The sequence below is a fragment of the Pseudomonadota bacterium genome (assembly GCA_038533575.1).
In the GTDB taxonomy this organism is placed as follows: Bacteria; Pseudomonadota; Alphaproteobacteria; order Rhodobacterales; family Rhodobacteraceae; genus Shimia_B.
Window position 1 is genome coordinate 108,153 of the sequence record JBCAYL010000002.1, and the last position, 19,786, is coordinate 127,938.

The window sequence follows — 19,786 nt, forward strand, 5'->3', positions numbered from 1 at the left end:
CATCATGCTCAGATCCACAGTCAACGAGATCATCGCCGAGTCGAATGCGTTCATCCGGTCCCATGGCGTGCACCTGCCGCCCTTCGCCTATCTCTCTCCGGCAGAGCTCAAGGCCCACGTCGCCCACGCCCCCTCGATCCGGGAGCGTTTCCTCGGTTGGGACATCACGGATTATGGAGAGGGGAAATTCGAAGAGCTCGGTCTTTTCCTCTTCACCACGCGCAACGGGCTCCAATCCAACATTCAAAGTGGGCGTGGCATGCTCTACGCCGAGAAGGTGATGATCGCGGGGGAGCACCAGATCAGCCCCATGCATCGCCATGTCACCAAGACAGAAGACATCATCAATCGCGGCGGGGGGGATCTCGTGCTCGAGCTCTTCAAGGATGACGGCGCGGGCCAGGTGGACGAAGGCGCCCCGGTCGAGGTCGTGAGCGATGGGCGTCAGCTGTCGTTGGCCGGGGGCGCGCACCTGCGCCTGAAACCGGGCGAGTCAGTAACGCTCGAGCCGCATACATGGCACGCCTTCTGGGGAGATGGTGGCAAGGTGCTGATCGTCGAGGTGTCGAACGTGAACAATGATCGAACGGACAACATTTTTCGCGCCCCGATAGGACGCTTTTCGACAGTTAAAGAGGACACCGATCCTTCCCACCTCCTCGTCTCGGACTATGACACTTGGCTATGACCTACACGCCTTCCCCCGACCGCTACGACACGATGGTCTATCGCAAATGCGGTAGGTCCGGCCTGAAACTTCCCGCCGTCTCCCTCGGTCTATGGCACAACTTCGGAGAGGACACGCCCGACGCGGTGAAGCGCGACATGTGCCGCACGGCCTTCGACGCCGGCATCACGCATTTCGATCTCGCCAACAATTACGGCCCGCCAGCAGGGTCGGCGGAGGAATTCTTCGGGCGCTTCCTCGCCACCGATTTCCGGGGCTACCGGGACGAGCTTATCATCTCTTCCAAGGCCGGGTATGACATGTGGCCAGGGCCTTACGGAGAGTGGGGCAGCCGCAAATACGTGATCGCTTCTTGCGATCAGTCGCTGAAGCGCATGGGCCTCGATTACGTCGACATATTCTATTCTCACCGCTTCGATCCCGAGACACCTCTCGAAGAGACCATGGGCGCGCTCGATCAGATCGTGCGCTCAGGCAAGGCTCTCTACGCCGGGATCTCGAGCTACAACTCGCAGCGCACGCGCGAGGCCGTGGCGATCCTCGAAGAGCTGGGCACGCCCTGCCTCATCCATCAGCCGTCCTACAACATGCTCAATCGGTGGGTTGAGACGGACGGGCTGAAAGACACGCTCCACGAGCTGGGCGTCGGCTCCATTGCCTTCACGCCGCTCGCGCAGGGCCTGCTGACCAAGAAGTATCTGAACGGGATCCCAGAGGGGAGCCGGGCGACGCAGGGCAAATCGCTCGACCCGGAAACGTATACCGACAGCGTTCGGGACAGTATTCGTGCGCTCACGTCGATCGCGGAAGCGCGAGGGCAGTCCCTGGCGCAGATGGCGATTGCGTGGGTCCTGCGCGACGGGGGGATCACGACCGCGCTCATCGGTGCCTCGAAGCCCGAGCAAATCACGGAATGCGTGGGTGCCGTGGGCAACCTCGAATTCACGGCGGAGGAGCTCGCCGAGATCGACAAGGTGGCCAAGGATCAACCCATCAACCTGTGGGCGCGCTCGTCAGAGACGGAATGATCAGAGTGTCTTGAGCAAGGCGCTCATGCGGTCGAGGCCGAGCGCGAGCTTTGCCGCTTCACCGCCACCCACCCCGATGCGGATGTGACCGGGTCGCCCGTAGGAAGAACCCGGCAGGAGGAACGTTCGATACGGGTCCGCAAGGAGCTGACGGGCGAAGTCGTCTCCGTCGATACCGCTGAGTTTTGCAAGCCCGATGAGACCGGCCTCGGGCTTCTGCCATGAGAGCTTCGGCTCTTGGCCGACGAAGTCATCGAGGACGCGCAACGTGGCGAGCGCATCTGCGCGCACGGTCTCCAGCTTCGCCGCATAGCGGTCCGGGCGCATGGCGATCTCGGCGATGACCTCGCCCATGATGTTCATGATCTCGGAGCTGTTCTCACGCAGGATGAAAGCGTCCCGTATGGCGTCGGTGTCCTGGGAAACCATCCAGCCGGTACGAAGGCCCTGAAGCCCCAAGGCCTTGGAGACCGAACCCGTCGTGATCCCTTTTTCGTATAACCCGGCCACCGAGGCTGGGCGCGGCCCGGCCCATTCCAGACCTGCATAGCACTCATCTACGAGCAGCCACGCGCCGTTTTTAGCTGCAATAGAGACGATTTTCTCCAGCTCAACCGTTGGGATCATCCGACCCGTCGGGTTGTTTGGATTGGTCAGGAAAATGAGCGCTGCGCCCTGCGCTGCCTCTGCCATGGCGTCGAGGTCCAGCGCCCAGCCGGCGGTTTCATCGCGCGGCACGCTCACGAGCTCTGCTCCTATGGCGTCAGCCATGACGCCGACTTGTGGCCAGCCCGGTGTCTCGGTGACGATCTTCTGCCCCGGCCCGACAAGCTGCCTCAAGGCGAGATAGTTTGCTTCCGCGGCCCCTGCCGTGATGAGGACGCTGTCGAGCGGCAAGTCGAGGCCTGCGCGATCCAGCACGTGCCGCCGAAGCGCAGGCAGGCCTCGGAAATCCTGACCGTTCCAGTCCAGGGGCAGGTCGGGGTCGAGCTCTCCGAGAAACTCGCCAAGCCGCGGCGGCTCTGCGAGCGAGAAACCGACAAAGGCCTGGGGCTCGGCCGCCGTCGTCTCGAGCAGGTATTCGAAGAGGGTGTGTATCTTGACTTTGTGCATCCCGCGCCGTCCCTTCGCCCCATGTTCCTGAAGGGTCGCCCCATTTCGCTGACAGTGTTGGACTACGGCACTTTCCATGTCCACGAGGGGCCACGGGATATCGGGCTCATGGGCGCGCTTGTTGTCACGGATGCGGGCGAGCGCGTGCTGATCGATACCGGGCTTCCCGCGAAATATGCGCGCGATCCCGCGGCGGGGACGGAGGATGGGCTCGACAGTTTTGGTCATGTCCTGAGCGTGGGAGAGGAGAACCTGCCCGCCGCCCAGCTTGCCCTGTGTGGGGTGGAAGAGATCGACCTTCTCATCATCACGCATACGCATATCGACCACATAGGCGCGATCTTCGACTTCCAGGATGTGCCGACCGTCATCTCCCGCCCGGAAATCGAGCTGCCGAAGCCTCTCTATTGGTCAGGCGGCCAACCTTGGGATTGGCCCGACCGGGATTGGTTGGTGGTCGCCGGGGACAGCAACATCGGACACGGCTTCGACGCCTTCCTCTGTCCGGGCCATGCGCCCGGGCAGCTCGCGTTTCTGATCACGCTCCCCGAGACAGGCCGAGTGCTTTGGCTCTCGGATGCGATCTCGAGGCCCTCAGAACTCGAGGAGCGCTTCGCAGGGGCATGGGATGCAGAGCAAGCGTTGCACCATGCCAAGCGCCTCCTCGCGCTCGAGCATGACCTGGCGATCTATGGTCACGGACCTGAGCAATGGTCGGAATTGAGGAAGGCGCCTCAAAGCTACCGCTAGCGCTTCCCGTGAGAGCGGGAGCGAGGGGCCAGCCTCTCGCGCTCCCCGAGGTACGGGGCACAAAGAAGCTCGGTCCTTGTCGACGTTGCGGGCCTCACCGCACGTCCCGCCCCTGGTTGAGAATGATGACGTTGCCCGAAGAGACATCCCCCATCGGGCCAGCGAGATGGGCGACCCAGCCGGCGATCTGCTCGGGCCGCATCGCCTCACCGTGGGGCATGGCGGAGATGGCCTTTTCCAGCGTCGCATCATCGAGCACGCCGAAGAGCGGGGTTTCCGTCATGGCAGGTGCGATGGAGTTCACCGCGATCCTGTCGCGTGCATAGCGGCGCGCGAGGTCTTTTGTGAGGGTGTCCATGGCGGCCTTCGACGCCCGGTAATGGGGCGGGTCGAAGACATCGAAATTGTAGGCGCCGTTCGAAGAGATGTTGATGATCTTCTTCACTCCCGCGCGGCCCAGCATGAGCGGCACGGCGGCCTGGCAGCAATGGAACATGGAGGAGAAGTTGACCGCCATCTGTGCCTCGAACTCGGCGGCGGGGATATCGGGGAAATCGGACATGAAGCATGTGCCCGCGTTGTTGACGAGCACGTCGAGGCCGCCGTGCCGATCCGAGATGCCGTCGAAAACGGTTTTGATGGCGTCCGCATCGGTGAGGTCCACCGTGATGGGCTCAGCCGTATTCGAGTGCTTCAGATCGAGGCCGATGACGTTGTGTGACGGGGCGAGGGCTTCTGCGATGGCGGAGCCGAGCCCGCCCGCTGCGCCTGTGACGACTGCTATCTTCATGGCGCGACCCTATACGGGAAACGGAAAAGGGCCACCCCGGCGAAACGGAGTGGCCCTTCGAAGTTTGCGGAGGCAGGGCCGGTTAGTGACCGTTGCCAGCTGGGGCGGCGCAGCCGCCGAGGGTTGCCTTAGAGGCGCGCCTCCCCAGTTGTCCCGACCGCTTTCTCCAGAACCTTCATCGACACTGGATCACCTCCTTTCTGAATGTTTCGCCTATGCCTTGAAAGAAAGGCGCGTCCTGCGAAATGTCAATCAAAAGGCTCAGGCGGTTTCTTGTGACGCAGCGCGGCGCTGAACAATCAGGCGGAATGGCACGAGAGCGATCATCGCGAGCGAAAGCTTCACGCCCCAATCCGCCACGGCAAGCGACACCCAGAGCGGTGCCTCCGGACCAAAGCCGAGAAGCGGAAGCACCTCCTGCGCCCAGACGGGCATGTTGTCAGGCTCCATGCCGTTCAGGAGTGCCGAGAACGCGATGGTAAAGAAAATCGCCGTATCGACCGTCGATCCGATCAGCGTGGAGGCGAGGGGTGCGCGCCACCAGCGCCCGTCGCGGAGCCGGTCAAAGACGGCCACGTCCACGAGCTGCGCGGTGAGGAATGCAAGGCCGGAGCCAAGGGCCACTCGGAAGGTCACGAGCGGGCCGAACTCGCCCATGATCTGCGTCCCCACGAGGGAGCAGAAGATTCCGACGATGAAGCCCACGATCACCACCTGCCGCGCGGCGCGGGGCCCGTAGAATCGGTTCATCAGGTCGGTGACGAGAAAGGCGAGCGGGTACGTGAACGCGCCCCAAGTGAGCCAATTCCCGAAGAGAAACTGTACGAGGATGTTGGAGGCCAGCACGATGGCGGCCATGGCAAGAATGCCGGGAATGTGGGAGCGGTCCATTTGTCAGAGCCCGTTTTTACAAGGTTGCGGAACTTGGCCGCCTGATGGCGGCGCGCGTGTCCTAATGCCGCACTGCGACCTTGGCAAGCTCGGAGGAGGTGATGCAGGCTTTACCGCGAGGCAAGCACGGCCGCGCATTGCTGCGGCAGATCGGCCAGCACGAGTTCCTTGCGCGGCTGCGGCGCGGGCGCATTCGGGTCGGGCGGTGGCGGGTTGAGAATGCGGTCCACCCAGCCCTGCGCCTCGGCGCAGCCATCTCCGGGCGGTGGCGGGGTCTGGGACGTGCAGTTCGTATCGCCCCGCGGGCAATTCAGCCGAACGTGAAAGTGATAGTGGTGGCCCCACCAGGGCCGGATCTTGCGCAGATAGCTTCGGTCGCCCGTCTCGGCATTGCACATGTCCACCTTGGCCCCCGGGAAGACAAAGATCCGTGCCGTCCGTGGATCAGAGGCGGCGAGTTTGAGCACCTCGCGATGTTGGGGTGTCCAGCGGTCATTCACGAACGCGCCCGCATTCCGCCGCATCGAAATCGACGAGATGCTTTCCCGTTCTGACACAGAGAGGTCGAGCCGCGCGGGGGGAAGCATCCATATGTCGATATCGAGGCCAGACTGATGTGAGCGGTGCCCGGTCAGCATCGGCCCGCCGCGTGGCTGGCTCATGTCACCGACATAAATGCCCTCCCAGCCAGGAAGGCGGGCGACGCGCTGGGAGAGGTCCTTTACGTAGTCGATCGTGACGGGCTGCGCCCAGTTCCTGTTCCGGGAGAGCCGCATGGCCTGCCAAGTGGGTCCTGTTTCAGGAAGCTGCACAGCGCCCGCCTGACAGCCGCGCGCATAGCCTCCGATGGCTTGTGGCGCCTGCTGGGAGCCGCGCGGCTCCGCGCCGAAGAGGTTTTTCGCGGGGCCCGATGTGGCCAGAGTCGCCACGCGGGCCATGGCTTCGGGCGCGGCTTGCGGCTCAGCCGCGGCCTCCTCCTCCGAGGGGCCGCAGGCGAAAAGGGCAAGCAGGGCCGCCGCGATCAGGGAACGGGGATGGCGTCTTTGGACCATTCGTCTTGGTCTCCCTCTGGTTGCACCCAGCGTAGCAAGAAGAGCCCCAAAAGAAAGAGCGCGATCACCGGCGTGAAGCCCAGCCGCGCATCCTGCAGCAGCCATGTGAAAAGGGCGATGAGGCCGGGTGCGAGAAAGGCGGTGGCTTTCCCCGAGAGCGCGAAGAGACCGAACGCCTCCGTCGGACGCTCGGGATGGGTGTGGCGGACCATCATGGACCGGGACGCGGAATAGATGCCCCCGCCGGCCGCGCCGATGAGCGAGCCGCAGATGTAGAGCGAGACGTCGGGGATGAAGAGGTCTCCGAGCACGGGCAGTGACAGGAGCGGCGTGTCCGGGAGCGCGATCCCGTAGAACGAGCCGGGCGCCATGCCGATGATCGTGGCGCTCACCGCGATCAGCGTCCAGATGCAGACCATGATGACCGGCCGTGGCCCTTTTGCCCGGTCGAAGCGGCCCGCGATCTGCGTGCCGATGGCGGCGGTGATGGCCGCGATGATGCCAAAGACGGCGATCTGTTCGAGCGTCCAATTCAGGACGAGCCGCGCATAGACGCCGCCGAAGGTGTAGAGCGCGCCGAGCGCGTCGCGGTAGAACATGGAGGACAGGAGGAAGTTGAGGAGGCTCCGGCGGCCCACGACCCCGCGCAGGCTTTGCTTGAGGTCTGCGATCGCGCCCTTGAGGCTGCCGCCTCGGTTGGGCGGGCCCTCTCGCACGAAGGCGAAATAGGGGATCATGAACACGACGAACCAGAGCGCCACAAAGGGCCCCACCGCGCGGGTGCCCTCGCTCTGGCTGCCATCGAGGCCGAAGGGCGGCGGATTGCCGAGGAGGGTCTGCCCGCCCGAGATCTCGAAGAAGAAGATCAACATGATGAAGAGCGAAAGCACCCCACCCCAGTAGCCCAGCGCCGCGCCGTCTCCCGAGATTTTTCCGATCTCCTCCTGGGTGCCGAGCGACGGCAGGATCGCGTTGGTGAAGATGAGCGCATATTCGGCGGCGATGAAGGCCACGGAGAACATGAGCAGGCAGAAAAGCCAGTTCGAGCCGTCTGGCACCATGTACCAAAGCGACCAGGCCCCGACGACGTAAAGGATCGAAAACCCGATCATCCAGGGCAGCCTCCGTCCGGTGCTGTCAGCGTATGCTCCGAGAACCGGGGCCGTGAACGCGATGAAGAGGCCAGCCACCGTCTGGCCCAGTGACCAGATCGACTGGGCGTCCGCGTCAGCGGCCTGTTCAGTCGCGCCGCTCGACAGGAAGAAATCCGCCAGAACGCCCGCGAAATAGGGTCCGAAGATAAATGTGAGGCCGAGCGTGTAAAAGGGCTGCGTGGCCCAGTCGAAGGCCATCCAGCCCCAAATGCGCTTCCTGACGCTGACGTCGGCCATACCGCTCTCCCCATGGCTTTTCGGCCATTAGCGCGCGGCGGGGCTCACCCGGCAAGAAAAAACCGGTGGTCAGGTCTGCATCGGGGGCCAGGGGCGTTGCCTGTCAGCCTCTATCCATGCCTCGGCCCAGTCCGGCAGAGGAGGAGATGCGTCCACGCCTTCCATGATCTCGATAACGTCATCGGTCATCACGGCCTTGCCTTTCGAGACGATGGCCGTGCGAAAAAGGCAGTGGTTGGCGCATTCTCCCGAGCGCTTGAACATGGCTTGCTCGACATAGATGAAGCGCGCGTCCCAGCCGAGAACACGCGTCCGCATCTCGAACCGCTCAAAAGGAACGAGGCGCTTGCGATACCTGACCGACGCCCCGGCGACGGCGAAGCCCCAGCCACGCTTGCTCAATGCGGTCCAGAGCCCTGTGCGCAAGGAAAGCTGCCATCTTCCGAACTCGAAGATCGTCAGGATCCGGCCATTGTTCATCTCGCCGAACATGTCGCAATCCAGAAGCGAGACGCGGTGCTGGGAGACATGCGTATCGAGGACATGCATGGGGGCCAGCCTGCGGCCGGTGACCATGGTGCGAACGAAGCGAAGCCAAGGATACATGTCGCCCTAGGTGCAATCGATGACGCGCGCGTCAACCGTGCCGTGACGGAAGCTGCTTGTGCGCCTCTGGCCCGCGCCCTAGATGCAGCGCACGACTTTGGAGATCCAGATGACCAGCCTTTTCCAGATCATAATGCTGCTGCTCGACGTGGCGACGTTCTTCATCTTCGCCCATTTCATCATGAGCTGGCTCATCAGCTTCAACGTGTTGAACGTCCGCCAGCAGCTGGTGGCGCAGATCTGGTACGGGCTGCAGCGCATCCTTGAGCCGCTCTACGGGCCCATTCGCCGTGTGATCCCGTCGGGCGGTGGTCTCGACTTCGCGCCTCTGGTGGCGTTGCTCCTGATCTATGCTCTTCGGATCATCCTGACGAACAACGCGAGCGCCTTCATCTAGGCAAAGCCCTCTATGAGGCTTCGCAACTGCATGAAAGCGCCTTTGAGGGCGCTTTTGCGCGCGTGTCGATCCCCGCGCTCTTGTTCAGGGATTCTTAATGTGGGACCGTCAGGAAAGAGCAGTTTAAATCACATCTGACAGGTTCCCGTGCACGACACCCTCCGTGACGTCTTCGGATTCGATGCCTTCCGCCCCGGGCAGGAGGACATCGCGCGTGCCGTGACGGCCGGTGAAGACGTGCTCGCGATCATGCCCACCGGCGGGGGGAAATCGCTCTGCTTCCAACTGCCCGCCCTCGAGCGAGAAGGGGTCACGGTGGTCATTTCGCCGCTCATCGCGCTCATGCGTGACCAGGTGCGCGGGCTGCAGGAGGCGGGCGTTGAGGCCGGCGCGCTAACGTCCGGCAACACCGAGGAAGAGACGGCTGAGGTCTGGGAGGCTCTCGAAGCCGGTCGCCTCAAGCTTCTCTACATTGCGCCTGAGCGTCTGGCGGCGGGCTCCGCGCTCGGCATGCTCCGGCGCATAGGTGTCTCGATGATTGCCGTCGATGAGGCGCATTGCGTGAGCCAGTGGGGCCATGATTTCCGCCCGGACTACCTGCGCGTGGGCGAGCTCAGGCAGGCGCTCGGCGTGCCCTTGGCTGCCTTCACGGCCACCGCGGACCCGGAGACGCGCGCCGAGATCGTCGAAAAGCTCTTTGGCGGGGCAGAGCCGCGCACCTTCCTCCATGGATTTGACCGGCCCAACCTGCACCTCGCCTTCCAGCCGAAGACAAAGCCGCGCGAGCAGATCCTCGCCTTCGCCGCAGCACGCAAGGGGCAATCGGGCATCGTCTATTGCGGCACCCGGGCGAAAACAGAGACCTTGGCTCAGGCGTTGCGCGCCGAAGGACACGCGGCCTGTCACTATCACGGCGGGATGGAGGCAGAGGATCGCCGGATCGTGGAGGCACGCTTCCAGCGGGAAGATGGGCTCATCGTTGTGGCGACGGTCGCTTTCGGGATGGGCGTCGACAAGCCGGACATTCGCTGGGTGGCCCATGCCGACCTGCCAAAGTCGATCGAGGCCTACTACCAGGAGATCGGGCGCGCGGGCCGGGACGGCGCGCCGGCGGAGACGCTCACGCTCTTTGGCCCCTCGGATATCGCGCTGCGACGCAACCAGATCGACGAAGGGCTCGCCCCGGTAGAGCGGAAGGCAGCGGATCACGCGAGGCTCAACGCCCTGCTCGGCCTTGCCGAGGCGCTCACCTGTCGGCGGGCCAAGCTGCTCGAATACTTCGGCGATGCGCCCGCCACCTGTGGCCAATGCGATCTTTGCGACAAGCCAGCCGAGGTCGCGGACGGTACGACACCCGTGCGCATGGCGCTTTCGGCGATCCTCCGCACGGGCGAGTATTTCGGCGCCGGACACCTGATCGACATCCTCCTCGGGGCCCAGACGGACAAGATCCGCCAGAAAGGTCACGACGACCTGCCGACCTTCGGGGTCGGCCGGGAATGGACGAAGCCGCAATGGCAGGCGATCTTCCGGCAGATGATGGGGCACGACCTCGTGCGACCGGACCCGGAGCGCTACGGCGCGCTGCGCATGACCGACCGCGCGCGACCGATCCTGCGGGCCGAGGAAGAGATCCAGCTCCGCTTCGATACCATTCGGGCCGCCAAGGGCCGCCCGGAGCCCAGAAGCCTCGTGAGCGAGGATGCTGCTCCGCTCCTTGCGGCCCTGAAGGCGAAGCGCCGAGCGCTGGCCGAGGCCGCGAAGGTGCCAGCTTACGTGATCTTCAACGACCGGACGCTCATCGAGATGGCGGAGGCCCGGCCGACCAGCCTCGACGCGATGGCGGGGATCAATGGCATCGGGGCCAAGAAGCTGGAGCGATACGGGCGAGAGTTCCTCTCTGTGATCGCCGATGACGCGCCGGAAATGCATCCCACGCGCCGCAAGCTCGCGGGACGCGCGGAGGGCGAAGTCTATGATCGTCTCCTCGCGGCGCAGTCAGACCTTCAATACGGGCCCATGGGAACGGAAAAGCCCATGAGCTGCAGCGCGTCGACCCTGCGCCAGATCGCCGAACGGCGGCCGCAATCGCGCGACGAACTTGCGCGCATCCAGGGCGTGGGAGAAACGAAGGCCGAGCGCTTCGGCGATGCCTTTCTCGATGTGTTGAAGGCCTCCTAAGCCCCCCTACGTCTGGTTCAAAGGAGGAGCCTCATGCTCGTTGTCATCTCGCCCGCAAAACGCCTCGACTGGTCTGACGTGCCGCGATCCGATCTGACCAGGCCGGAATTCGAGGCCGAGGCGCTGAGCCTGGCCAAGACGGCGCGTAACCTGACGCTGGGCGGACTTCGTGAGCTCATGGACCTCTCCGACGATCTGGCCCGGCTCAATCGGGATCGCTTCAAGGCGTTTTCGGCCGAGCCTGACGCGGACGCGCTTCGGCCCGCGGCCTTCGCCTTTGCCGGTGACACCTATCAGGGGCTCGAAGCGCGGACGCTCGATGAGGACGATCTCCGCTTTGCACAGAGCCATCTCCGCATACTTTCGGGGCTATACGGCGCCCTGAGGCCGCTCGATGAAATTCAGGCCTACCGGCTCGAGATGGGCTCGAAGCTCAAGACCCGCCGGGGCGCATCCCTTTACGAGTACTGGGGACGAGAAATCGCGAAATCCCTAAGGTCGCAGGCCGAAGGGGTCGGTGCCGAGGTGCTCGTGAATTGCGCGAGCCAGGAGTATTTCGGGGCAGTCGACCTCAAGGCCCTGAAGCTGCCCGTGGTGACGCCCGCTTTCTACGAAGAAAAAGACGGACAGGCGAAAATGGTGAGCTTCTTTGCCAAGCGCGCACGCGGCGCGCTCGCGCGCTTCATCGTGCAGAATCGTCTCACCTCAACGGACGGTCTGAAGGACTTTGATCTCGGCGGGTACCGCTTCGATGCGAGCCGCAGCGAGAGGGGCACGATGGCCTTTTCGCGGCCCTACCCGGACCCGGCCCAAGCCGCCTAACGGAGGCGCGGGACGCCTCGACCTGTCCCGCGCGCCCCTTTGTCAGAGCCGCTCAATGGCCACGGCGATCCCCTGCCCGCCACCGATGCACATGGTGCAGAGCGCCTTCGAGCCGCCGATGCGCTCGAGCTCATACATCGCTTTCACCATGATGATGGCACCGGTTGCCCCCACGGGGTGCCCGAGGGCGATCGCCCCGCCATTGGGGTTCACCTTCGCGGGATCGAGGCCGAGCTCCTTGTTCACCGCGATGGCTTGGGACGCGAATGCCTCGTTCGACTCGATGACGTCGAAATCAGCTGCCGTGAGCCCCGTCTTCTCAAGGAGATTGCGCACTGCGGGGATCGGGCCCACGCCCATGACCTCTGGCCGTACGCCCGCGTGACCATAGCCCAGAACGCGAAACTTCGGCGTGAGGCCCGCCGCCTCCGCCGCCTCGGCGCGGGCCAGGACGATGGCCGCAGCCCCGTCATTGATGCCCGAGGCGTTGCCCGCGGTCACCGTGCCGTCCTTTTGGAAGACGGGGCGCAGGCCTGAGAGGGCCTCGGCATTTGTCGCTTTTGTGTGCTCATCCCGCGCGAAGGGGACCATGTCGCGCTCCACGCGCACCTCGACGGGCACGATCTGACTGTCGAAGTGTCCAGCATCTTGCGCAGCCGCGGCGCGCTCCTGGCTCGTGAGGGCGAAGCGATCCTGATCCTCCCGGGTGATCTGATGTTCGGCGGCGACGTTTTCCGCAGTCACGCCCATGTGGCCCGTGCCAAAGGGGCAGTTCAGCGCGCCGAGCATCATGTCCAGCGTCTTCACGTCGCCCATCTTCGCGCCCCAGCGTTGCGAGGGCACGATGAACGGCGATCGCGTCATATTCTCCGCGCCTCCCGCGACGCCGAAATCCGCGTCGCCGAGCATCAGAGACTGCGTGACAGACACGATGGCCTGAAGCCCAGAGCCGCACAGGCGATTGACGTTCATTGCCGGGACGGTCTCGGGCGTCCCGGCATCCATGGCAGCCACGCGGCTCAGATACATATCGCGCGGTTCCGTGTTGATGACGTGGCCCATGGCGACGGTGCCCACTTGCCCTGCGTCGACGCCGCCGCGGTTCAGCGCCTCCTTGATGGCGGCCGCGCCGAGCTCGATGGGCGGCGTGCCCGCGAAGCTTCCTCCGAAAGTTCCGATTGCGGTGCGCGCGCCGCCGAGGATCACGATATCTGTCATGGCTATCTCCCTTTTGCCGCGTTCTGCCTTCTAGCGGGGGGCAGGGGAAGGGGCGCGGGACACGACGGAAGGTCAAAATCCGACGCTCGGGGTCGGCTGGGGCGTGCTTTGGCGCGCGCGCTCGGCCATGGTGGGCGTGAGGAGAGAGAGACATGAGCAATCGATTCCGCGCCCATATCGAGGCAGAACTCGCTGGTATCGCGGCGGAGGGGCTCTTGAAGGTGGAGCGGCCGATCCAGGGCCCGCAAGGCGCGCACATCAAGGTGGGCGGGCGCAAGATGCTCAACCTCTGCGCCAACAACTACCTTGGCCTGGCAGATCATCCAGAGCTCACCGCCGCCGCCACGGGCGCGCTGGAAGAGAGCGGGTATGGCATGGCCTCGGTTCGCTTCATCTGCGGGACAGGGGAGCTTCATGCAGAGCTCGAGGCACGATTGGCCGCTTATCTCGGCATGGAAGACGCGATCCTCTTCGCCGCCTGTTTTGATGCCAATGGCGGTGTGTTCGAGCCGCTTTTCGGGCCAGAGGATGCAATCATCTCCGACGCGCTCAACCACGCCTCGCTCATCGATGGCATCCGCCTCTGCAAGGCGCAGCGATACAGGTACAAGACCAACGACATGGCCGATCTGGAGCGCCAGCTGCAGGCGGCGCGAGATGCACGCTTCCGGATCATCGTCACAGACGGCGTCTTCTCCATGGACGGCACCATCGCCAATCTGCCGGAGATCGCGCGGCTCGCAGAGGCCTATGACGCGATGACACTGGTGGACGATTGCCACGCGACTGGGTTCCTTGGGCCGAGGGGCGAAGGAACCCACGCCCATCATGGCGTCGAGGTGACGCTTCTCACGGGTACTCTTGGCAAGGCGCTGGGCGGTGCAATGGGCGGCTACGTGGCCGGCCCGGCGCCGCTCATCGAGATGCTGCGGCAGAAGGCGCGGCCTTACCTTTTCTCGAATGCTCTGCCACCCGCCGTCGTCGCTGCGTCGCTCAAAGCGCTTGATCTCGTCGAGGCGGGCGATGATCTCCGGGCGCGTCTCTTCGAGAACGCTGCTTACTGGCGGTCGGGGCTTGAGGCGCGTGGCTTCACCCTCCTCCCCGGCGAACATCCGATTATCCCGGTCATGCTCGGCGAGGCACAGCTTGCCCAGGACATGGCCGCGCGTCTCTTCGAGCTCGGCGTCTATGTCTCCGGCTTTTTCTATCCCGTGGTGCCCAAGGGGCAGGCGCGCATCAGGACACAGATGAACGCAGCGCTTGATCGTGAGGATCTCGATGCCGGTCTTGCCGCGTTCGAGCAGGCGGCGCAGGAGCTGAAGGTCTTGGCGGCATGAGTATGGCGAACGGGACGATGAAGGCTCTATCAAAGGCCCGTGCAGAGGCAGGGCTGGTCATGGGCCGGCACCCGGTGCCCGAGATCGGGCCGTCGGAAGTGCTGATCCGCGTCCGGGCCACCGGCATCTGCGGCACGGACATCCACATCTGGAACTGGGATGAATGGGCGGCGTCAACCGTCCCCGTCCCGCTCATCACGGGCCATGAATTCGCCGGTGAAGTCGTCGAGATCGGCGCGCAGGTCACGGGGCTGAGCCTGGGGCAGCGCGTGAGCGGTGAAGGCCACCTCATCGGCACGACCTCCCGGCAGTCGCGGGCGGGGCGGTTTCATCTCGACCCGGCCACGCGTGGCATCGGGGTCAACGAGCAGGGCGCCTTCGCCGAATACCTCCGACTACCGGCCTTCAACGTCGTGCCCTTGCCGGACAGCATCTCCGACGAGATGGGCGCCATTCTCGATCCGCTGGGGAATGCCGTCCACACGGCGCTCAGCTTCGATCTTCTGGGCGAGGACGTGCTTGTGACCGGGGCAGGGCCGATCGGCATCATGGCGGCGGCCGTTGCGCGTCACGCCGGAGCCCGCCACGTCGTCATCACCGACATTAATCCTGAGCGCCTCGCCCTCGCCGGACAGGTCGCTGATGTGAGGCCCGTAAACGCGTCCGAGGAAGACTTGCGCAGCGTGATCGGCGCGCTGGGGATGAAGGAAGGCTTCGACGTGGGCCTCGAAATGTCTGGAAACCAGCGCGCCCTCGATCAGATGGTTGAGGCGCTTGTGATGGGCGGGCGCATCGCGCTTCTGGGCATTCCACCGGGAAAGAGCCCGGTGGATTGGTCGCGTATCGTCTTCAAGGCCATCACGCTGAAGGGCGTCTATGGGCGCGAGATCTTCGAGACGTGGTACAAGATGATCGCCATGCTCGAGAACGGGCTCGACGTCACGCGCGTCATCACCCACCGCTTCCCCGCGGATCGTTTCGCGGAGGGTTTTGCCGTCATGAAGAGCGGCAGCTCCGGGAAGGTCGTGTTGGACTGGACCTGAGAGACGCCTTCAAAGGGTGTCGTGTGTGTCTGCGCCGTTGCCGCGCGTCTCGCGGCCTTTCTCACGTGCAACGATTCTAGACACGCGGGACGCATGCGACGGGTGATGAGCGGCAAGTCGGCCCGCTCGCTTGACCGGCTTTCTGGCGCGGCGATATTCTTTATGAGGAGGCAGCCATGACGGACCATCCATCTGAGCATCGACGATTCACAGCGCCGGGTCGCCACGGCGGGACTTTAGGCGCATTGCGGGTTACGTGCCGCCACCCCAAAACGGAATCGAACGCGCGCGCGCCGCGGAAGGACAGGTCTCCGAAAATCTGTGCCTTCAGCCGTGAAAAGTCGCTGGACACATCCCTCAAACGGGCTGGCACGCCATGATCGAGATCCTGTCCGAGGTAAGCGTTGCGGGCTGGCTTCTCGGCCTCCTCGTGCTGGTCGCACTCTCCCAGGTGCCCGGCATCCTGCGCGACTGGTATCGGCAGAGCAGGAAGCCGCATCGCTTCATCCCGGGCCAAGACCCTCCCATCTACAGGGATCCCGGCCCCGGCGGCGACACGTGACCCTCGGGCAGATCGTGCTCGTGCTCATCCTGCTGGGCCTGTCCGGGCTCAGCCTCTTGCTCGTGATCGGGCGGCCCGGGCCGCGGATCAAGAAGAAGCGGACCAAGAGAAAGTGAGCCTCGCGCCGTCCTGGGTGGAGAGCGCAAACCGCGCCGATACGGACTTTCCCCTGAACAACCTGCCCCACGGAGTCTTCTCGCTCGGCGGCGGCGCGCGCCATTGCGGCCTCGCCATCGGCGATGACGTTCTCGACGTCACGGCGCTCGCTGGAGACGGGCACGTGTCATCGGTCGATGCGGCTGTCTTTGCCGTCCCGTCCTGGAATGCGTTCATGGCGCTGGGGCGAGGAGCCTGGCGCGCCTTTCGGGAAGAGATGACGGGGCTTTTGAGCGCGGGCCATGCGCAACATGATACCCTGGGGGAGTACCTTTTGCCCCGCCGAGAAGTCGCGCTGCACATGCCGTTTGAGCTGGCAGAGTTCACGGATTTCTACGCATCAAAGCACCACGCCACGAACGTCGGCACGATGTTCCGAGGGGCGGAGCATGCGCTTCCGCCGAACTGGCTCACCATGCCCATCGGCTACAATGGCCGCGCGTCGTCGGTGGTCCTGAGCGGGACGGACATCCCGCGCCCTTGGGGGCAGCTGCGCGGCGAGGATGGCCCGCGGCTGGCACCGTCTGAGCGCTTTGACTTCGAGCTGGAGCTTGGCGCGGTCGTCGGCGCGGCGTCCTCCGGCCCGCTCTCCGTTGCGGAAGCCGATGCCGCGATCTTCGGCTACGTGCTGCTCAATGATTGGTCCGCCAGGGACATTCAGGCCTGGGAGTATCAGCCGCTCGGCCCCTTCCAGGGCAAGGCGAGCGCGACGACGATCTCGCCGTGGATCGTACCGGCCGAGGCCCTCGCTCCCTTCCGGCGCGCAGTGCCAGAGCGCGAGGTCCCCGTCCTGCGGCACCTCGAGGAGTTGGCGCCGACCCTTTTTGATATCGCGCTGGAGGTCGACCTGCTGCGGAACGGCGGAAGGACCACGCTCACGCGTACGAACTATGCCGAGATGTACTGGTCATCGTCGCAGCAGCTCGCGCACCATGCCTCCTCCGGATGCCCGATGCGCATCGGCGATCTGCTCGGCTCCGGCACCGTCTCCGGCCCGGAGCGCGAAAATCGCGGCTGTATGCTCGAGCTGAGTTGGAATGGTGAGCTGCCTTTGGAGACACATGCCGGCCCGCGGCACTTCCTAGAGGACGGGGACGAGATCGTGCTGCGCGGCGCGGCGCAGGGCGATGGATACAGGGTCGGCTTTGGCGAAGCCCGCGGCAAGTTGCTCCCGGCGCTGGACGATCCGTGGGACCGCTCCACTTGAGAGCTCATGAGCAAGAAGAGAAAATTCGGGCCCACGCGGGGCGAGTATATCTTCCGGGCCGTCAGCGGCGCGTTCATCCTCGCGCTCGTGAGCTACGCGCTCCTGGCCAACGGGATGCCCGAGGGCATCATCACGTCCGAGTCGATCCTGTTCGGCACGATCTTCGGCGTCTTCCTCGTCGCCCATTCGGGCTGGAAGCTTCTCAAGCGGGACTACCGCGAGCTGTGAGGGCCACGCGCCCGGCCTCCGTGAGCGCGTAGATTTCCCGACCTTCGCAGGCCACGGGTACGAGCGGGCGCCCGAACGCGGCGCCGCTGTCTATGGCGACCCTGTTCCGGAAATGGGTGGGGGTCTCGACGGGTGTATGGCCATGAACGACGAGGTGAGGATGGACCGTCTCGTCATCGAGAAAACCGTCGCGGATCCAGACGAGATCGTTCTCTGCCTGCTCGGCGAGCGGGACCCCAGGCCGGATGCCCGCGTGGACAAAGAGGAGCGGCCCTGCCTCGTGAAACAGCGGGAGGCCCCTCAGAAACGCGATGTGATCCTGTGGCACGTGCTTGCGCGCCCGCGCCGCGAGATCACCGAGCCGGATGCGCTCGGGCACGTCCACACCGTAGGAGGCCAGCGTCTCTGCTCCGCCGAAGGCCTTGTGGAGCCAGTGGTAGCCCACGAGGATATGCGGATCCTGTTTCGGGCCATCGGGGTGGAAGAACCACTCCATGAGGCGGTCATGGTTGCCCTTGAGGCATGTCCACCGGCGCCCTTTGGCCTGCCCCGTGGCCAGCCGCTCGATCACGGCCCGGCTGTCGGGGCCGCGATCAATGTAATCGCCGACAAACACGACCTCGGCGTCACGGCCCCCGTCGGCTTCGATCAGGGCCAGCGCGTGATCGAGCTTCTCGATGTGGCCGTGGATGTCGCCGACTGCGTAGATCGTCATGAGGCGACGTCGAACTCCAGCGTGGACACGGTGCCGAACATGCCCGTCTGCCGCAGGGCTCCGAGTGCCTCGGGCTTGACGGCCTCGTCGACGTAGAGAAGCGCGATGGCCTGCCCCCCGGCCTCGTTCCGGCCGAGGGTGAAGTTCGCGATGTTCACGCCGTTCTGGCCCATGGTGTTGCCCAATGTACCGATGATGCCGGGGACGTCCTCGTTGGTCGTGTAGACCATGTGCCGCCCGATTTCGGCGTCGATGTTGATCCCCTTGATCTGGATGAAGCGGGGCTTCCCATCGGAGAAGACCGTGCCTGCCACGGAACGCTCGCGCTTGTCGGTGACGACGGTGACCTTGATATAAGCATCGAAGACGCCGGACTTCGCCTGGTTGGTGGTTGAGATGTTGACCCCCCGCTCCTCGGCGATGACGGGGGCCGAGACCATGTTCACGTCCGGGTTCGCGCGCTTCATGATCCCGGCGATCACGGCGCAGTTCAGCGCGGGGAGGTTCATCTGTGCGACGGCGCCGTCGTAGAGGATGTTGATGGCCTTGATGCCTTCGTCCGTTAGCTGGCCGATGAAGCTGCCGAGATGGCCGGCGAGCGCGACCCAGGGCCCCATGACCTTGGCCTCCTCGGCGGTCATCGACGGCATGTTGAGCGCGTTCTCCACGGCCCCGTCGAGGAGGTAGTTCGACATCTGCTCGGCCACTTGGAGCGCCACGTTCTCCTGTGCCTCGGTCGTGGAGGCGCCGAGATGGGGCGTGACCACGACGTTGGGCAGGTTGAAGAGCGGCGAGGCCGTGGCGGGCTCCACGGCGAAGACGTCGAAGGCGGCCCCGGCCACGTGGCCGGACTTCAGCGCCTCAGCGAGGGCGTCTTCGTCCACCAGGCCGCCGCGGGCGCAGTTGATGATGCGCACGCCCTTCTTCATCATCGCGATCCGATCGGCGGTGATCATGTTGGCGGTCTGCTCGGTCTTTGGGACATGGAGCGTGATGAAATCGGCGCGACCGAGAAGCTCCTCGAGCTCCACCTTTTCCACCCCCATCTTCGAGGCCTTCTCCTCCGACAGGAAGGGATCATAGGCAATCACCTTCATTTTCAGGCCCTTTGCGCGGTCGCAGACGATGCCGCCGATATTGCCCGCGCCGATGACGCCGAGCACTTTCGACGTGAGTTCGACCCCCATGAACTTCGATTTCTCCCACTTGCCTGCATGGGTGGAGGAAGAGGCCTCGGGGATCTGGCGCGCCACGGCGAACATCATGGCGATGGCGTGCTCGGCCGTGGTGATCATGTTGCCGAAGGGTGTATTCATGACGATGATCCCGGCCTTCGAGGCGGCGTCGCGATCGACGTTGTCAACCCCGATGCCGGCGCGGCCGATGACCTTGAGGTTGGTCGCGGCGGCGATCACCTTCTCGGTGACCTTCGTCGCCGAGCGGATGGCGAGGCCGTCATATTGGCCGATGACCTCGAGGAGTTTTTCCTTGTCCTTGCCGAGGTCGGGCTGGAAATCGACGTCGATTCCGCGGTCCCGGAAGATCTGGACGGCGGTTTCCGAGAGTTTGTCGGAGACGAGTACTTTGGGCATGATGGATGTCCTTGGGGTG

20 protein-coding genes are annotated in these 19,786 nt (G+C 64.5%); 11 read left to right on the top strand and 9 right to left on the bottom strand.

Features of this window, described 5'->3' with window-relative positions:
• Positions 1-4: 4 nt before the first annotated feature.
• Both AAFM92_12510 and mgrA read left to right on the top strand, forming a co-directional pair.
• Positions 5-688 (top strand): D-lyxose/D-mannose family sugar isomerase, encoded by a 684-nt coding sequence (locus AAFM92_12510; GenBank protein ID MEL7301197.1) that lies wholly within the window; start codon positions 5-7, stop codon positions 686-688.
• Entirely contained in the window at positions 685-1,716 is a 1,032-nt protein-coding gene (mgrA, locus tag AAFM92_12515) for an L-glyceraldehyde 3-phosphate reductase (GenBank protein ID MEL7301198.1), read from the top strand. Before AAFM92_12510 ends, mgrA begins: the two co-directional genes overlap by 4 nt.
• Here the strand turns inward: mgrA and AAFM92_12520 are convergent, their stop codons facing one another.
• A complete protein-coding gene (locus tag AAFM92_12520) occupies positions 1,717-2,829 on the bottom strand; it encodes a pyridoxal phosphate-dependent aminotransferase (protein ID MEL7301199.1) in 1,113 nt (370 codons plus the stop codon). It abuts the gene before it with no gap.
• Positions 2,830-2,850: 21 nt separating this feature from the next.
• Between AAFM92_12520 and AAFM92_12525 the strand changes: the two genes are divergently transcribed.
• Entirely contained in the window at positions 2,851-3,579 is a 729-nt protein-coding gene (locus tag AAFM92_12525) for an MBL fold metallo-hydrolase (protein MEL7301200.1), read from the top strand.
• 94 nt (positions 3,580-3,673) lie between these two features.
• Here AAFM92_12525 and AAFM92_12530 read toward each other — a convergent pair whose 3' ends face one another.
• From AAFM92_12530 to AAFM92_12550, 5 genes are all read right to left on the bottom strand, one after another.
• Complete coding sequence (locus tag AAFM92_12530; GenBank protein ID MEL7301201.1) at positions 3,674-4,369, bottom strand: SDR family oxidoreductase; 696 nt, start codon at positions 4,367-4,369, stop codon at positions 3,674-3,676.
• 261 nt (positions 4,370-4,630) lie between these two features.
• Complete coding sequence (locus AAFM92_12535; protein ID MEL7301202.1) at positions 4,631-5,260, bottom strand: queuosine precursor transporter; 630 nt, start codon at positions 5,258-5,260, stop codon at positions 4,631-4,633.
• 110 nt (positions 5,261-5,370) lie between these two features.
• On the bottom strand, positions 5,371-6,312 hold the full coding sequence (gene mepA, locus AAFM92_12540; GenBank protein MEL7301203.1) for a penicillin-insensitive murein endopeptidase: 942 nt from the start codon (positions 6,310-6,312) through the stop codon (positions 5,371-5,373).
• Positions 6,282-7,703, bottom strand: a complete 1,422-nt coding sequence (locus tag AAFM92_12545; protein MEL7301204.1) for an MFS transporter — start codon at positions 7,701-7,703, stop codon at positions 6,282-6,284. The genes mepA and AAFM92_12545 overlap by 31 nt, the downstream gene beginning before the upstream one ends.
• Positions 7,704-7,772: 69 nt before the next feature.
• Positions 7,773-8,309 carry an acyl-CoA thioesterase gene (locus AAFM92_12550; protein MEL7301205.1) on the bottom strand — a complete coding sequence of 179 codons (537 nt, stop codon included), beginning with the start codon at positions 8,307-8,309 and terminating at the stop codon, positions 7,773-7,775.
• 109 nt (positions 8,310-8,418) lie between these two features.
• Here AAFM92_12550 and AAFM92_12555 point away from each other — a divergent pair, with 109 nt between their 5' ends.
• The 3 genes from AAFM92_12555 to yaaA all read left to right on the top strand — a co-directional run bounded on the left by AAFM92_12555 (position 8,419) and on the right by yaaA (position 11,709).
• Complete coding sequence (locus tag AAFM92_12555) at positions 8,419-8,706, top strand: YggT family protein (protein MEL7301206.1); 288 nt, start codon at positions 8,419-8,421, stop codon at positions 8,704-8,706.
• A 147-nt stretch (positions 8,707-8,853) separates the two neighbouring features.
• Positions 8,854-10,887 carry a DNA helicase RecQ gene (recQ, locus tag AAFM92_12560; protein ID MEL7301207.1) on the top strand — a complete coding sequence of 678 codons (2,034 nt, stop codon included), beginning with the start codon at positions 8,854-8,856 and terminating at the stop codon, positions 10,885-10,887.
• 33 nt (positions 10,888-10,920) lie between these two features.
• Positions 10,921-11,709, top strand: coding sequence for a peroxide stress protein YaaA (yaaA, locus tag AAFM92_12565; GenBank protein ID MEL7301208.1), 789 nt, complete (start codon positions 10,921-10,923; stop codon positions 11,707-11,709).
• Between the two features lie 42 nt (positions 11,710-11,751).
• Here the strand turns inward: yaaA and AAFM92_12570 are convergent, their stop codons facing one another.
• Entirely contained in the window at positions 11,752-12,927 is a 1,176-nt protein-coding gene (locus AAFM92_12570; GenBank protein MEL7301209.1) for an acetyl-CoA C-acyltransferase family protein, read from the bottom strand.
• Positions 12,928-13,079: 152 nt separating this feature from the next.
• On the opposite strand from AAFM92_12570, the gene AAFM92_12575 reads away from it, so the two are divergent.
• The 5 genes from AAFM92_12575 to AAFM92_12595 all read left to right on the top strand — a co-directional run bounded on the left by AAFM92_12575 (position 13,080) and on the right by AAFM92_12595 (position 17,460).
• Positions 13,080-14,264 carry a glycine C-acetyltransferase gene (locus AAFM92_12575; GenBank protein MEL7301210.1) on the top strand — a complete coding sequence of 395 codons (1,185 nt, stop codon included), beginning with the start codon at positions 13,080-13,082 and terminating at the stop codon, positions 14,262-14,264.
• A gap of 17 nt (positions 14,265-14,281) precedes the next feature.
• Positions 14,282-15,307, top strand: coding sequence for an L-threonine 3-dehydrogenase (gene tdh / locus AAFM92_12580; protein ID MEL7301211.1), 1,026 nt, complete (start codon positions 14,282-14,284; stop codon positions 15,305-15,307).
• A 376-nt stretch (positions 15,308-15,683) separates the two neighbouring features.
• Complete coding sequence (locus AAFM92_12585; GenBank protein MEL7301212.1) at positions 15,684-15,869, top strand: hypothetical protein; 186 nt, start codon at positions 15,684-15,686, stop codon at positions 15,867-15,869.
• 112 nt (positions 15,870-15,981) lie between these two features.
• Positions 15,982-17,232, top strand: coding sequence for a fumarylacetoacetase (gene fahA / locus AAFM92_12590; protein ID MEL7301213.1), 1,251 nt, complete (start codon positions 15,982-15,984; stop codon positions 17,230-17,232).
• A 6-nt stretch (positions 17,233-17,238) separates the two neighbouring features.
• Positions 17,239-17,460 carry a hypothetical protein gene (locus AAFM92_12595; protein MEL7301214.1) on the top strand — a complete coding sequence of 74 codons (222 nt, stop codon included), beginning with the start codon at positions 17,239-17,241 and terminating at the stop codon, positions 17,458-17,460.
• On the opposite strand, the gene AAFM92_12600 is transcribed toward AAFM92_12595, so the two are convergent.
• Positions 17,435-18,175, bottom strand: a complete 741-nt coding sequence (locus AAFM92_12600) for a metallophosphoesterase family protein (protein ID MEL7301215.1) — start codon at positions 18,173-18,175, stop codon at positions 17,435-17,437. The two genes, AAFM92_12595 and AAFM92_12600, sit on opposite strands and share 26 nt — an antisense overlap.
• Positions 18,172-19,770 (bottom strand): phosphoglycerate dehydrogenase, encoded by a 1,599-nt coding sequence (gene serA, locus AAFM92_12605; GenBank protein MEL7301216.1) that lies wholly within the window; start codon positions 19,768-19,770, stop codon positions 18,172-18,174. Before serA ends, AAFM92_12600 begins: the two co-directional genes overlap by 4 nt.
• Between the last annotated feature and the right edge of the window lie 16 nt (positions 19,771-19,786).